The sequence below is a fragment of the Cytobacillus spartinae genome (assembly GCF_042865285.1).
Lineage (GTDB): Bacteria > Bacillota > Bacilli > Bacillales > Cytobacillaceae > Robertmurraya_A > Robertmurraya_A spartinae.
The window spans coordinates 363,657-377,968 of sequence record NZ_JBIACK010000001.1; the positions used below are offsets into that span (position 1 = coordinate 363,657).

Sequence of the window (14,312 nt, forward strand, 5' to 3'; positions counted from 1 at the left end):
AAACTGCAGGGTTTTTTGTATACGTTAATGCAAATAATTCTCCCAGTATTTACAGATTGCCGGAAACCTGCTTAAAACTTATGATAAGTCTTGTGTTTATTATATTTTGAGAGCGGGTGCATACATGACAAAAAAGTTGTTAGTATTGATTGCTATAATTTTTATTGGATTATCATATAACCAAGACGTTCTAGCGGCTGACGAACTGCCACCTGAAGTTATAAAGCAAGCGATTTCTTCTAATACTATAGCGTATCAGGGAAATGCTGTACCTGGTTATACAACATTTACGATTGAAACAAATGAGCCTACTAGAGGTTATTTAATAGCTGAAGGTAATGGCCTGTCAGTTAAGATTAATCTTTCTACGATGGATTACAAGACAACACACGTAGTGCATTGGGTCCCCTGGAATGATACGAAGAGAGTACCACTTCCTGCTGGAACTTACAGGATAAAATCGTATTTAACCGATCAAGCTTACAATTCGGCTCAAGGGTATCCAATTGGTCAAATCACAGTTGTAAATGAGACAAATCCAAAGCAGCTTGTTTCAATTACAAATACATCAGGTGCTGAAATCTCACCTAAATATAGTGTGAATGAACCTTTGACAACTGTGAGTTATGAGTTAAGCCGTCATGCAGAAGTTCAAATATCTATTCAAAAAGATGATCATGATATTTTTCAAACAGGGAAAGTAAAACTTGCACCTGGAATTCACACGTTTGAGTGGAATGGTAGAAATGATAAAGGTGTTATCGTTCCAGATGGTGAATATAATATTGCTTTTAAAACAATAGAATTAAGTTATAACTATCCGCCTACTTCTCAAGAGATTCATAGACTAGGTAAAATTACCGTCAAGAATGGAGAAAGTTCCATTCCTGAATGGAGAATGAAGGAGATGATTACGTCCGCTTCATTCGACTCTAACACGGTTTCACCAAATCATGATGGTACACAAGACCAAGTTTCAGGGAAAGTAGTAGTAGCGGAACCTATCAATTTAACAGTTTATATAGCTACAGAAGCAGGAAGCCATATGAATCATGTCATCAGCTTCCAGAATGTACAACCCGGCACTCACACTTTTAGTTGGAATGCAACTGATTGGATGGGTGGTAAAGCTTTAAATGGGAACTATTACATCAAAGTGATGGCAACTGAAGCGAACGGAGCAACCGGCTACCTTTTAATAGAAAATCCAGTAATGGTTACAGATAGTCACTCAGTAAAACCTCTACAGCCAATCAAAGAGGTACGAGTAATTGCAGAGCAAACTCAAATGTCTGTATATCCAATGGATCAGGGCTATAAAGCAACAAAAGGTGAAGTGTTTCAATTAGTCTCTGATAAACCAGAAAATGGGTATTATCAAGTGCTAGTAAAAAATACTGTACCTGCGAAAGTAAAAGTTGGAGATGTTGAGCTAGTGGAAGAAGTTCTTCCCCCGCAAGATGTACTTACTAATTATGTGAACCATACAGTGGCAAGTGGTGACACGTTGTGGAAGATTGCTCAAAAGTATGGGGTAACGGTTAGTGGTTTAGTTAAACTAAATTCATTAGATATTAATCAACCATTATTCATTGGTCAAGTCATTAAAGTGTCCGAAAAGGTTGAAGCACCACAAGATGCTGAAAGCAACGTGCATACAGTACAAGCAGGTGATACACTTTGGAAAATTGCTCAAAAGTACAATGTGAGGATTGATTCTATCGTAAAAGAAAACAATCTTGACGTAACGAAGCCATTATATATTGGACAAACTATAAAGATTCCTTCTTCTACAGTCGTGATCCAGCCACCGGTTACAACTGAAACCATTCATACGGTTCAATCAGGTGATACACTTTGGAAGATTGCCCAAAAATATGGTGTTACCGTACAAGATCTTTTACAGGCAAACCAATTGAATACAACTGATTTTCTCTATATTGGGCAAAAGTTAACGATTCCTACGAAACAACCTGTTGAGTCGTATGTAATCTATACCGTACAATCAGGTGACACACTATGGAAAATTGCACAAAATAACCGTACAACGATTCAAGCAATTGTTGATTTAAACCAGTTAGATGTTACAAAGGCGTTATGGATTGGACAACAATTAAAGATGCCGAAATAATGAATGACAAAACACTCAACTTACCAGGTTGAGTGTTTTTATCTAGCAAAATATCTTATAGAAATTGTATTCTCCTCTACATGATTTTTCCAAAATTGGACAGAATAGAAATCATAACGACCTAGACATAGGGAGGATTTTTATGAAAAAAGAATTGATTTTTGCCTTTTCGGCTTTCTTTTTCATGTCATTGTCAGCCATTACAGGAGTTTATGCTGTTGAAGAGGCCAATAAAACGGAAATTATCTCGAAAGATTTGGTAGACCTTACAGGAGATGACAAGAAGGAAACCATCTACATAAAAGGAATTCCTGTTGAAGATAAAGCAGAATTTCTTAAGGAAATTTATATTAGTATCGTTGCTTCAAACGGAAAGGAATATAAAATTAATTTAGATGGTGGGTACGAACCTTCTATTCAATATAAGGATTTAAACAATGACGGAATAAATGATATGTTTATTTCTGTTCCTACAGGTGGAAGCGGGGGACTTTCTAATTTTTACCTTTATACGTTAAAGGATTATACATTGACCGATTTGACAGTACCTGAACCACTCATAATTCAGAGTGAGTTTCTCAATGACTATAAAGGAAAAATTACGATTACGGAGATTAATAAATCTTATACTTTTGACCTTAAGGATCGAGCGAAAGATTATGAACGATTAGGATTATATATAAATGGAAGTCTAAGTGAGCCTTCTGAGCTCATGGTTCTTCCTTATGGGACTTTAACTCCCGTACGTGTTCAAAATCAAAGACTTGGCTTAGAAGGGGTTCAGAGAATATCTGGTGCTTATAATGCAGATTCAATAGCTTTTGTGGAATCTAAGTGGATAATGGAAAATGGAAAGTGGGAATTGTTAGAGACAAAGGTAAAGAAAATAGACTCTCCTAAGAAGGAAAAGGAAGACTAGGCATTTGTCACACTTTGGGATGGAAAACATAAAATAACGTAAGCAAATTATTTCTTCATTTGGGGGGAGATGCTTACAATGAGTAAGTTCAATCCATCTAAACTAAGTGTGACGTTCTTACCACCAGTTACTCCTTTTAAACCGGTGGATGAACGGAAATATACGTTAACGCATTCAGATGAAACTGGGGAACTCTTTTTAACGGTTGGTTATTGTTTTGATATGAGTGCAATTAAACCAAAATTTCGAGATGAAGTTCTCGCTGAATGGATTCCACGTATGGGCCAATATATTTTAAAGGGGAAGGTCTACGTTAGCGGAGGAGAATTTGATGAGCAATATTCTAAAATTCGGTTTATGATTTTCCAGCGTGAGTTAAAGCTAGCTTTAACTGCTATGATATATGGCGATCGAGCTTTTTATCAAAATTACCCATGGCTTTTAGACTCTCCAATCTACATTCAGTTTGAGTCAAATTTCCCTCAATATAACCAACTTTTATATTATGGTACACCACGACAGTTTTTAAATGAAGCCCTTCAGGAATCGGTTACTTAAGCACAGGTTCACTACCTGTGTTTTTGTGTTGTCTTTTATTCATGTCATTCTAGGAAAAGATTCTTCTACTAGAAGGGTTTGCATAGGTATAATATAGAAAAAAATGGGTGAGGTGGGGCATTTGTCAGGTTTTAATTATACCGATTACGATGGGATGGGGTTAGCAGAGCTAGTTAGAAAGAAAGAGATATCTCCGAAGGAAATTGTAGATGCAGCAATCGTAAAAATTGAAGAGTGTAATCCTGCTTTAAATGCAGTAATTCACAAGATGTATGATCAAGCAAAGACATCGATAGAAAAAAGTCCAATAGGTGGATTTGCAGGTGTTCCTATCCTATTAAAGAATATTACACAGGAAATCAAGGATGAGCCACTAACTTCGGGATCTAAAGTTTTGTCTCAATTCAAAGCAAAGGAAGATTCAGAACTAGTTAAGAGAATCCGTAAAACAGGGACCGTTATTTTAGGACAAACCAATGTTCCAGAGTTTGCATTAATGGGGATCACAGAACCCGTTTATTATGGGCCTACAAGAAATCCTTGGAACTTAGATTATACTCCTGGAGGTTCTAGTGGAGGTGCAGCCGCAGCTGTTGCGTCTGGCATGGTCCCAATTGCGGGAGCAAACGACGGTGGCGGATCCATCCGGATACCAGCAGCATTTTGCGGATTATTTGGGATGAAACCTTCTAGAGGTAGAAATCCTGTCGGTAAAACGCTAGGAAGGCATTGGCAGGGAGCGTCAGCTGACCATGTTTTAACAAGAAGTGTACGAGACAGTGCTTTTATGTTGAACCTTCTAAAAGGACATGAGAGCGGGGCTGCATTCCGCGCGCCACCCATTGATGAGGACTATTTAGAATGTGCTCAAAGACCTTTCCGGAAACCATTGAAAATTGCCTATTCTGTAGCTTCTCCTATCGGTACTGAAGTTCACAAAGAGTGTAGAGATGCCGTTATGAAGACTGTAAAATTACTTGAATCTATGGGACATGAAGTCGAAGAAAAAGAAGCACCAGTAGACGGAAGAAAAATTGCTTCTAGTTATATGAACTTGTATTTTGGAGAAGTAGCTGCTGCTTTAACTTCAGCAGAAGAATGTATTGGTCGAAAATTAAAACCTAGCGATGTGGAGCCAACCACTTGGTTGTTAGGTTTATTAGGAAAAGTAACAAATGCAGCAGAATTTGTGTTGAGTTTAAGAGAATGGGATAAAGCGGCATTTGCCATGGAAGAATTCCACCTAGACTATGATTTTTATGTGACCCCAACAACAGCCTATCCTCCTTCGAGAATTGGAGAGCTTGATATTAGCTCTGCTGAGAAAATATTGATTAGTACGGTGAGTAAATTAAAATTAACCAATGTGCTAAAGAAAAGTGGAATGGTTGATCAGCTGATTGAGAATAGTTTAAAAAGAACTCCTTTTACACAATTAGCTAATTTGACGGGGCAGCCTGCAATGAGTGTTCCACTTCATAAAACAAAGGATGGATTGCCTGTCGGAGTTCAATTTATTGCTGCTAGGGGACGAGAGGATCTATTGTTTCAAATGGCAGGAACATTAGAGAAGACGGATTCTTGGTTGGATGTAAGAGATAATCCAATTTTCAAAGGATAAAGGAATTAGAAACTTAGGTTCATACAAACAATTTACTATAAAATTATTATGTAAACTAAATAGCATAACAAAGATTAAGGGGAGTTCGGAGCATGATTTCCGAACTCTTTTGCAATCTTAGTCTAACCCAGTAACTTTACACCAAGGAAATTATATCTTTTAAAAGATCCAATGATGCTGGTGCACTTCTAGATGTCAACAGATCAAACTTATGACCAAGGGGAAGCGATAGTAGAATCGTTTAAAAGGTTGCTCCGTATTTTACTGCCGAATTTTACTGCCGAACAAGTGCTACTTGAAACTGCCTTGTGACACAGGGATGTTTATAGGGTGGGAGTGGTAATATGGCTATTAAGAAAGATAAGAGGAAAAGAAATGTCTAGTTAATATTTGGATGTTGGTAATGGGGTGTCGATTTATTTAGTAGAAGCAGGATATTAACCATAAAGATATTATGTAAACTAAAAATTGTTTGCAGAATAGAAGAGGGTGAAACGTGTAGTTTCACATAGCGGCTTACAGATTGCAAGTTATCTGGAAGTCAGGATGATTAGCAACAGGTATTATGGAGGTTTTCATTATTAATCGCCTAGTGACGTCGTAATCCACTGAGCTTTAAAAAACTGATCGCTGATCAATGTGGTAGTCAAAACATAGTTCGTAATAAAATTTGTGGACGTTTTTTAAACTTGTTAATTAGAGATATTCATATTTTGTCTCAATATCTTAGGTATACTTAGTTATTGAGACTGAATTAATATTTGAATTTACAACTTCCTATAATATATATTATGTTCGGGGCGTTGTTTTATTATAAAGATAGATTACTCTACCCTGTGTTTATAGTCACTATTTTTTATAGAGTCCATATTTATATAGTTAGCACTATACTCAATGACATCGTTAATAAATAATTGATGATTATTTGCAAACTCTTTAACTTGTTCCAGCAGTTCCTTATCATAAGTAGTTTTGTATTGAACTCGATCTTTAGGTCGTGTTTTCTTGTTAAAAGTAATAACACCCTGAGACAAAACCTCTTGTAAACCACTTTCTAATAAATAATTTACATGAGTATCATTTTCGTATGCCAAATTTTCTAGTTGATCTAATAAAGATTTACTTATGTTTGTTCTAAATTTGACTCTGGAGGTATCTGTTGTTTGAATTAATTTTCCATTTACTAGTTTCCACATATAAGCCACTCCTATTTTAAATGCTTAATCATACGGTTTTTCTTATACGGAATAAAACTTTTATCTGTAACACCATTATAAATAATTTTAGCAAGTTTAGGTAGGTCGACCTTGCCTTTAACTTTTACTCTGTATATAGTATTTCTACCGTTTTCTATATCTTTGGTAATTTCAGATTGTAGGTTCCAAGATTGGAATACAGATAATAGCCCTTCAGCAAAAAATAAACTTCCTGTAGTCACATTCATAACATATCCATTTTTCTGAACCCAGCCATCTCCATCAATAACACCTCTTACAAATGAAGGTAAAAACTCTTCTGGTACATCCGGAAACGGTATGTTTAAGGATTTATTTGCTGTGATTCCTAACTGTTCTAGATCTTTCTTTATTTCTTTTGAATTAATTATAAGTGTGGGGGTTAATCTTGTTGGGGTAATTGGAGCTAGTATGTAATCAGCGTCCATATATTCAGCGATTAAACGTAAAATACTTTCATCTTTTTGAGTGAAGGAAATACTATGAATCTTACTGTTTACAGTACCATCTGTAACAAAGAGTCCTAAAACCCAGGCCATTTCGTGTGTCCAGGTTTTGAAGAAATTTTCATTAACCTTATGCTTTCGTGGTTGTCCGGAGAATTGCTCACGGTTCATATCTATACCGTTTTTATACATGACATTACGGATAGCGCGATCAGAGAGACCAATGATTGGAACCATCTCTTTAAAAGGAATCCCACTTTTATACATTTTTATAATGTCTTCGTCTGTTATTCCCGGATTTCGAGGCATAAACCAATCCCCCTACCTTTTGAGAGCTATATCTTATATAAATTTTTTCTATTTATTTATATTATACGAACAAATGTTTCGGGTGTCAATTAATTGCCAGTCTAACAGAAAAAGAGCCTCTCACAGGCTCAATCATAGCATATTATTTTGCGTTTTCTGCCAATTTCCTCACATAAAACGCTTTAGATGAGCTCACTTTAATGCAACCCTCTAAATCCTGTTCCTTTAATAACCCTAGATTTAGAGCCGACTTAATCTTCACCTCATCTGGTTTTTTCAAGATGAGGTCCATCATCTTTAACTCTTCTAGCCTTTGAACTGTTAGTTCAACTTCAAATTTTTCAGTTGTTCTAATTTGTCTCTGTAGCTTGTATTCATCTACTTCTATCTCCCCTTTTTCATCCTTCCCAACAGAGATGTCAAAAAAAGCATTAAATACCTTCTTTAAATCATCTAGTTGGTTCTCAATCTCTTTTTTCTTTCGGTTTAACTCATCGTACTGAACCAACATCTCTTTTGTTATCATCGTGATCGCCTCATTTACCATAAGATATTAAATCATATGGTGGAACAAGCAGGGTTATGACATATTTTTGCGAACGTATATTCCTGTATTAGTTTTTTTTTAAAAAAACTTCTAGCGAAGTTATTTATGGGTAATCGTCCATTTTTAACAATTGCTACTGTTTTAAAAGCAAGGACAAATGTGGAGTCATACAGTATAGAGAAAAAGAAAACAAGGAGGTTTGTCGAGTGCATCCTTATGGAGTTCCTACATTTGATTATCGACAACAAGATGAGAGAGTTCTTCCGTTTCTACTTCTAGCTGGTGCAGGTGCAGCTGCAACACCAGGATTTGGCTATGGGTTTGGCCGTCCGGGCTTTGGTTATGGTTTTGGTCGTCCGGGCTTTGGCTATGGTTTCGGTCGTCCAGGATTCGGTTATGGCTTTGGTCGCCCGGGCTTTGGTTATGGTTTCGGTCGCCCAGGATTTGGATTTGGTTTCGGCCGTCCAGGATTTGGATTTGGTGGATTCGGATTCTAAGTAATCTTGATATGAGTTTAAAGGGAAGTCTGGCTAGGGAGACTTCCCTTTATTTTTATGTAAAACTAGAATCATTAAGCCCTTAAAAGATTCGCTGTTTTCTTTATCAAGCAAAAGAAAATAAAAAAGAAGCGGTTCAGTCGCTCCTTAAAGTACATCGATAGTTCTTCTTTTTCTAGAAAAAGCGGGTTAACGCTTTCTGTCAGGTGACTCATCCTCAAATAACTCTCTATCTCTTCTACCCCAGAAAAATCCCCAGGGATCTCTCCTAGGATAATCATCTTCTTTACGCTCTCTAATGATTTCAACTTCATTTGCATTAATAATTAATTTATCAACATGAATCACTTTGTCATTGCCTTTTTTAGACATTCATCGTTACCTCCCTCTAGGTTCTTTATCATCGCTATATGCTATTCAAGTAATCAAAACTTGTATGGGCAATAGCCTTTATTATACCTATAAGAAGGAAAGTAAAACCATTCCAGCATAGCTGGAATGGCCCTTTAAAAATCTGAAATTACGTTTAGTATCCGAAGCCGTAGCCCCAAGATGCTCCTACAATGATCAACAAGATAAATAGTACAACGATTAACGCGAAACCTCCGCCATATCCGCCTGCATGTGACATTATATCAAGCCTCCTAATGTTGATTTCGATATAGTATATGTCAATATCCTAAATGCGGAATGGGCATGAGTGGAGTTTTTTGGGAAAGTATTATTTACAAGTGGTTCACATAGAGTGTGAATAAATCTCACTCGATGACTGAGTAAATTATTTTTTTATATGTTCGTACATTTCATCATATTTCCCGGTTAAATCAAAGTCTAATTTTGTTAAACCTTTAGCTTGCCAGGAAGACAATCTTAATGTTACAACCTTATAATCGATACTAATAAAAGGGTGGTGATTCACTTCTTCTGAAAGGTTTGCTACGGCTTGCACAAATTCAATTCCATTCAAATAATCCTGAAAACGATACTTCTTTTCTAACCACTTTACATCAGAGATCTTCCAGCCATCTATTTTCTTTAAATAGTCTTGAATTAACTGTTCACTCAACCTTTCCATATAACAACGCTCCTTTAAGTTTTTTACCATTATAAATCAATACACCCTTTACTTAAAACTTATTTTAACTTTGCAACCACATGATTCAGAAATCCTTCTCGATGTCCCTCATGATCAAGAATCTTTCTAACATAATAAGGATCGCTCAACAAACCACTGTCTTTAGATTGTTCTACATAATCCTTTATCTTTGGATTCTTTATAAATTCAATAAACCACTCTTCACTTTCTAACTCTCTCCAAAGTTCATCAATGTTAGGTTCTTTTATTCGAAGAATGTATTTTTGGACAAAATTAATAAGCAATCCAGCTGTCAGTAAGCATAAGAAAAGAAATACCATATTGTTACTCCCTTAAACGCTAATTTTTCTTTGTAAATGTTAGGATTCAGCGTTACACTAAAACTATACGTATTTCTTAAGGAAGTGGTAGATAGAATGAATCGAAAAGAAATAGAGTTTCAAATCATGGAACTACAATTAGAATATAGACGACTGCAGGATGACATGGAGAAGCTAGAATCTTTTGGTCGTTCCATTGAAAAACAGGAAGCTCGCCTTCTAATCATTGAAAAAGAATTACAAGAATACCAAGCTATGAAAAAATCCCTTGTCTAACAAGGGATTTCGTTTTTAATCTTGTCTTTCTCTAACAATTCTCCACACAGACCCAGTACCTTCGCTTTTTTCTCTAGGTCCCATTAATCCAAAGTCTACAATGTATAGCTCATCACCTTCCGGATTAAACATTGCAGCAACTGGCCTTTTAGGCGCTCCTTCAATATCCAACCCCTTCTTATTAGCATAGAATTCTCTAATTTGGCCAGTATCTAAGTTTACCCGTACCACTTTTAATCCGCTTTTTCCGTCCATTCCTCCAAGTTGAGCAACAAAAGCTTCCCCAAAATAACCAAATCTATCATTTGTTGAAAAGGAGAACTTGTTTGATGAGGAATGAGGTTCGAAACGGACGATAGGCTGACTAGCAAGCTTTGGGTGATTTTTTATTAAAAAGCTAGGTTTAGGCTCCCCTTCTTTATGAAAACGGGGATTTGTTGCTGGAAGACCACTAAAGAAATCTGGCCATCCGTACCAGCCTCCCTGTTGGACCTCCCAGAAATTGTCCCAATCTTTGTTAATGGGGCGACTCCCCCTTACATCGGCTCCATTATCCGTTACATACATTTTGTTAGTAAAAGGAGAGAAAACAAGTCCAAATGGATTTCTAAACCCGTCAGCATAGATTTCTAGATTACTTCCATCTAGGTTACTTCGATAGATTACTCCATTAGCATAAAGGTCCCCTTTTATCGTTTCTCCTTCTCTACTAGGGACTCCGAAAGGTTTAAATGCACCTGTTTCGACAACATCATCTTTTTCTGTAAGAGGGTTTTCCGTTACAAAGTTTTTCCCAACTAGGATATAGTCTCTTGCTGGTTGGTCATGAAATTGTGGGTTTCGCTTGACCCAAGACATATTGTCTTTTCCTACCACTCCAGAATTTGTAGCAGTACCTACTGTGAAGTAAAGTTTCTCATCAGGTCCTACTTTTACATCCCCAGTAAAATGGTCCCCACACGTTCGAAGGTTAGATATAATAACTTGTTTTTCCCCACTAGGAGAAACCTTTATAATTCTTCCACAGCCAGGTTCAGCTTTTCTATCAAATCCCCCTTCTGCAACGTATAAATCGCCCTTATACCATGTTAAACCTGTAACGGGTCCTGCAAACCCACCAGCTACCTCATTTATGTCTCCGTTCCTACTCACTTTAAATATCCGTCCCTCTCCAGGTTCCGCACCATAGGCATACCCTGCTTCAACTACATACATATTTTTTTCATCATCAAATGTGATCACCGTTGGAAATGTTAATTCACTGATTACCTTCTCCATGCGATAGCCTTCTTGAAGGAAAAAATCTTGCCTTACATCATGGCTATTTGGAAAACAAGGTTCTAATTCAACTAGTTGCTCAATTTGCTTACTCTTATTAGCAGCTAATCTATCAAAGAAAGCACTGTAATAAGGGTTATTTGATAAAAAGTAGTTTCTGTAACTTTTATATTCCTGTAATAACTCATTTTCGCGTTTAAGTAGTTCGTTGATAATGTCCGGAATGTGCTTTGGAGGGTAATAGTGGCTTGGTGTATTTCTCGGTAAGGACCTATGCAGGGTACATACATATTGGATTAGATTTAACTGTTCTTCTTGTTCGTTTTCTAATTCGCCTATTCTATGGTCTAATCGACTTTGTACGTTTAGCTCTCTTAAATGCTTGTAAAGGGCATAGTTCACGTATTCCCAACGAAGTTCTTTTTGAATCATGTCGTTAGGAATGTATCCATAGCTCATTAAGGTTCAGCTCCTGTTTATATTTTTAAAACTAGCCTAGATAGGATTAAAACAGGTTAGGCGTTTTAATTATTATGTATTCAAGAATGTCTTGTCAGGTTTATGACGATCCGTAAATCGAGAAATAAACCATAAAATTCTCAGCTTTAAATACAATCTTTAACTATTTTTAAATGTCTATGAAACCTTTTTATACCAACCCTCGACTAACAAGTTAGAAGTGAATTTTGAAAATACTGGAGGCATTTCCATGATGAGTTTTTTAAAGCAGTTTTTAATTTTAGGGGCTTTAAGTAGCATGCTAGTAGGATGTGGTACCACTATTGACAATAATCCGAAAAACGGAGAACAAACTAATGGCGGGATGAGTGTTGGTGAAGAAGGTGAACAGGTACAAGGTGGTTCAGCACCTAAATTGGCTTCCGCCATTGAGCTTGAGTATAATTTTGGACACAGTGTGGAAAAGGCCAATGCGGAGCTTTGGTTTGGTCAGAGTGATTATTATATATACCTTCCAAATACAGTTGAGGGTGACCAAGCAAACGATGGTAAGGATGTCATCACTACTGTTGAAATTCCTACAAGTACAATGACTATTGAAGGCATTAATAAAAGTGATTTAGAGGAGACGTTTAATCGTACAAAAGAGGAGCTTGCTGCTGAATATCCTAATCAGGAAGTTGTTGAACAATTAGAAGACGACTTATTTACTGGCAAGCTACTTCAACAAGCAACCGTAAAGGATGATGAAACAACTAAGTCTGTATATTTTCTAGAAATCGAAGGTGAAATCTTTAAAATCACTAAACATATTTGGGTATCGGAGGAGTATGAAAAAGTACGATTCGTTTCGATGATTAACACAATTGGTACCGTTTCTGATACAGTTGCAAAATAAATTCACCCTGGTGTATAAATTTGAGAAGGTATTTTGATGAAGTGTTAATAAACAATAGATTTAAAGCGGAGTACGAAAGTGTTTATTAATAAAAAATAGCATACGAATTTCTACGGGTATTCGTATGCTAAGCATGTCTATTAAACTGGATTACTTTTCAACCATTCTATCTTTCTCAAAAGATAGTGATTAAAGTGCTTTTGATCAATTGTTACTTGACCTTCAAGTTGAAATCCACATTTCTTAATCACTTTGTTCGACGAAATATTGTTCGTTAGTGCGATTGCGTTTATAGTATCTAAATTTGTATAGGTAAACAAGTAATCGATTAACCCTTTAGATGCTTTCGTAGCGTAACCTTTCTTTTGATGACGACTTGAAATAGCGTACATCAATTCTCTATTAGGAGCTGGTAGCTCGTCCTTGATACCGGTACAGCACCAACCAATAAATTCGTCCGATTCTTTAATAAATACTCCTAGCTTCAGAGTATGATTATCTATGTTTGAGGAATCTGCGGCAGCATGTAGAAAAGCTTTGTTGGCTGGAATTTCATAATTAGTTACCCATTCAAGTCTCTGTTCCTTGCTGGATTTCCAGTCTGGTAAAAATTCAAACACTTCTGGCTCATTGGAAATTCTAAAAATCGAATCTACATCCTCAATTGAAAACTCTTGAAGATAAATATCCCCACAATCAATTCTGAATAAACCTTTTTCTGTTGTATGGTACATCTCTAATCCCCCTTTATATACGACATTAACTTAGTACTGGTAGTTTACAGTTTTTCCAATGCTTTTCGCATGGTTATGCCAGGATACAAGTTATTAGTATATATTTCACCATGCCTTGTAATTAATAAAAAAAAAGAAGTCCGTGCATACTGCGACAGACTAGTTTTTGGACGTGAGTGTTTGTTTTACCCGATCTGTTCTTCGTCTCCTTGGTTAATAAAGACACGGTTGGCACGGTTAATCGTTAATTTCGATTTCTTTAGCAAATAGTTTAAGTGATCAACCGGCATTGAACCATATCCTTTACCATTCTCTAAATTGAACTGTATCGTATTGCCTACCTGGCGAATGACGGTCAGTGACTCGGCAGAATTAAAACGGCTTTTAAAATCATTAGAAATTTGATACTTCATTCCTTGTTCAATAGACATTAGGAATACTCCTTTTCAATCATTTTAAAAGTAGTATTCCAAAAATAAATTTATACATACATAATTTTACCATAAGAGATTTAAAAAAGTGCTAACTAAAGATTTCAATTGTTTCATTTTAAATTTTTCTGGTTTATCTTCTCATACCATAGAGTTGTGTTGGGTAAAATTAGTTGTTATTTTTTGTCAAATACTTGACAAAAAAACACCTGCGGCAATCGCAGGTGTAACAAAGCCCTAACTATTTTGAATAACCTCAAATCGTTTTACTTTAGGAGGTTGTGAGAACATTCCTCCAGTTTCTTGTATAAATTTTTTAAAGTGTGGTGTTTCATTATGGAACTCGATTGCTGCTAGATCCTTCCATTCTTCTAACATCACAAACGTATTTGGCTCAGAGCTTTGCTCAAAAAGCTCGTAGCTAATATTACCTTCCTCTGCCTGAGAGTGTTCAATAATATGTTTTGATTTTTCAATAAAAAGCTCACGGTGTTCAGGATTTACATAAATAAACGCATGAATAATCATCATAGTTAATCTCTCCTTTTATTCACTCT

General features: G+C 36.2%; 18 protein-coding genes. 7 read left to right on the forward strand and 11 right to left on the reverse strand.

Going from position 1 to position 14,312, the window contains the following annotated elements:
• Nucleotides 1–124: 124 nt before the first annotated feature.
• The 4 genes from ACFYKX_RS01685 (at nt 125) to ACFYKX_RS01700 (ending at nt 5,229) form a co-directional block, all read left to right on the forward strand.
• Nucleotides 125–2,131 (forward strand): LysM peptidoglycan-binding domain-containing protein, encoded by a 2,007-nt coding sequence (locus tag ACFYKX_RS01685; protein ID WP_389357437.1) that lies wholly within the window; start codon nt 125–127, stop codon nt 2,129–2,131.
• 142 nt (nt 2,132–2,273) lie between these two features.
• On the forward strand, nt 2,274–3,050 hold the full coding sequence (locus tag ACFYKX_RS01690; protein ID WP_389357439.1) for a hypothetical protein: 777 nt from the start codon (nt 2,274–2,276) through the stop codon (nt 3,048–3,050).
• Nucleotides 3,051–3,128: 78 nt separating this feature from the next.
• Nucleotides 3,129–3,608: a staygreen family protein gene (locus ACFYKX_RS01695; RefSeq protein WP_389357441.1), complete on the forward strand. Its 480-nt coding sequence runs from the start codon at nt 3,129–3,131 to the stop codon at nt 3,606–3,608.
• A 154-nt stretch (nt 3,609–3,762) separates the two neighbouring features.
• Entirely contained in the window at nt 3,763–5,229 is a 1,467-nt protein-coding gene (locus tag ACFYKX_RS01700) for an amidase (RefSeq protein WP_389358993.1), read from the forward strand.
• A gap of 824 nt (nt 5,230–6,053) precedes the next feature.
• Here the strand turns inward: ACFYKX_RS01700 and ACFYKX_RS01705 are convergent.
• From ACFYKX_RS01705 to ACFYKX_RS01715, 3 genes are all read right to left on the reverse strand, one after another.
• The gene (locus tag ACFYKX_RS01705) at nt 6,054–6,425 is read right to left on the reverse strand and encodes an rRNA methyltransferase (RefSeq protein ID WP_389357442.1); all 372 of its coding nucleotides are present in this window, start codon (nt 6,423–6,425) and stop codon (nt 6,054–6,056) included.
• 11 nt (nt 6,426–6,436) lie between these two features.
• Nucleotides 6,437–7,219, reverse strand: coding sequence for an LAGLIDADG family homing endonuclease (locus ACFYKX_RS01710; protein ID WP_389357444.1), 783 nt, complete (start codon nt 7,217–7,219; stop codon nt 6,437–6,439).
• Nucleotides 7,220–7,361: 142 nt separating this feature from the next.
• Complete coding sequence (locus ACFYKX_RS01715; protein ID WP_389357446.1) at nt 7,362–7,745, reverse strand: hypothetical protein; 384 nt, start codon at nt 7,743–7,745, stop codon at nt 7,362–7,364.
• A gap of 227 nt (nt 7,746–7,972) precedes the next feature.
• Here ACFYKX_RS01715 and ACFYKX_RS01720 point away from each other — a divergent pair, with 227 nt between their 5' ends.
• Complete coding sequence (locus ACFYKX_RS01720) at nt 7,973–8,263, forward strand: hypothetical protein (protein WP_389357448.1); 291 nt, start codon at nt 7,973–7,975, stop codon at nt 8,261–8,263.
• Between the two features lie 189 nt (nt 8,264–8,452).
• On the opposite strand, the gene ACFYKX_RS01725 is transcribed toward ACFYKX_RS01720, so the two are convergent.
• The 4 genes from ACFYKX_RS01725 to ACFYKX_RS01740 all read right to left on the reverse strand — a co-directional run bounded on the left by ACFYKX_RS01725 (nt 8,453) and on the right by ACFYKX_RS01740 (nt 9,679).
• On the reverse strand, nt 8,453–8,635 hold the full coding sequence (locus ACFYKX_RS01725) for a hypothetical protein (protein ID WP_389357450.1): 183 nt from the start codon (nt 8,633–8,635) through the stop codon (nt 8,453–8,455).
• A gap of 154 nt (nt 8,636–8,789) precedes the next feature.
• The gene (locus ACFYKX_RS01730; RefSeq protein WP_389357452.1) at nt 8,790–8,894 is read right to left on the reverse strand and encodes a YjcZ family sporulation protein; all 105 of its coding nucleotides are present in this window, start codon (nt 8,892–8,894) and stop codon (nt 8,790–8,792) included.
• Nucleotides 8,895–9,041: 147 nt separating this feature from the next.
• Entirely contained in the window at nt 9,042–9,338 is a 297-nt protein-coding gene (locus ACFYKX_RS01735; protein ID WP_389357453.1) for a 4a-hydroxytetrahydrobiopterin dehydratase, read from the reverse strand.
• A 59-nt stretch (nt 9,339–9,397) separates the two neighbouring features.
• Complete coding sequence (locus tag ACFYKX_RS01740) at nt 9,398–9,679, reverse strand: hypothetical protein (RefSeq protein ID WP_389357454.1); 282 nt, start codon at nt 9,677–9,679, stop codon at nt 9,398–9,400.
• 96 nt (nt 9,680–9,775) lie between these two features.
• On the opposite strand from ACFYKX_RS01740, the gene ACFYKX_RS01745 reads away from it, so the two are divergent.
• Entirely contained in the window at nt 9,776–9,955 is a 180-nt protein-coding gene (locus ACFYKX_RS01745; protein ID WP_389357455.1) for an SE1832 family protein, read from the forward strand.
• A 15-nt stretch (nt 9,956–9,970) separates the two neighbouring features.
• Here ACFYKX_RS01745 and ACFYKX_RS01750 read toward each other — a convergent pair whose 3' ends face one another.
• Nucleotides 9,971–11,692, reverse strand: a complete 1,722-nt coding sequence (locus tag ACFYKX_RS01750) for a PQQ-dependent sugar dehydrogenase (protein ID WP_389357457.1) — start codon at nt 11,690–11,692, stop codon at nt 9,971–9,973.
• Between the two features lie 250 nt (nt 11,693–11,942).
• Here ACFYKX_RS01750 and ACFYKX_RS01755 point away from each other — a divergent pair, with 250 nt between their 5' ends.
• Nucleotides 11,943–12,590 carry a hypothetical protein gene (locus tag ACFYKX_RS01755; protein WP_389357459.1) on the forward strand — a complete coding sequence of 216 codons (648 nt, stop codon included), beginning with the start codon at nt 11,943–11,945 and terminating at the stop codon, nt 12,588–12,590.
• Nucleotides 12,591–12,730: 140 nt separating this feature from the next.
• On the opposite strand, the gene ACFYKX_RS01760 is transcribed toward ACFYKX_RS01755, so the two are convergent.
• From ACFYKX_RS01760 to ACFYKX_RS01770, 3 genes are all read right to left on the reverse strand, one after another.
• On the reverse strand, nt 12,731–13,324 hold the full coding sequence (locus ACFYKX_RS01760; protein WP_389357461.1) for a GNAT family N-acetyltransferase: 594 nt from the start codon (nt 13,322–13,324) through the stop codon (nt 12,731–12,733).
• 185 nt (nt 13,325–13,509) lie between these two features.
• Entirely contained in the window at nt 13,510–13,755 is a 246-nt protein-coding gene (locus ACFYKX_RS01765; RefSeq protein ID WP_389357462.1) for a hypothetical protein, read from the reverse strand.
• Between the two features lie 237 nt (nt 13,756–13,992).
• Complete coding sequence (locus tag ACFYKX_RS01770; protein ID WP_389357464.1) at nt 13,993–14,286, reverse strand: putative quinol monooxygenase; 294 nt, start codon at nt 14,284–14,286, stop codon at nt 13,993–13,995.
• Between the last annotated feature and the right edge of the window lie 26 nt (nt 14,287–14,312).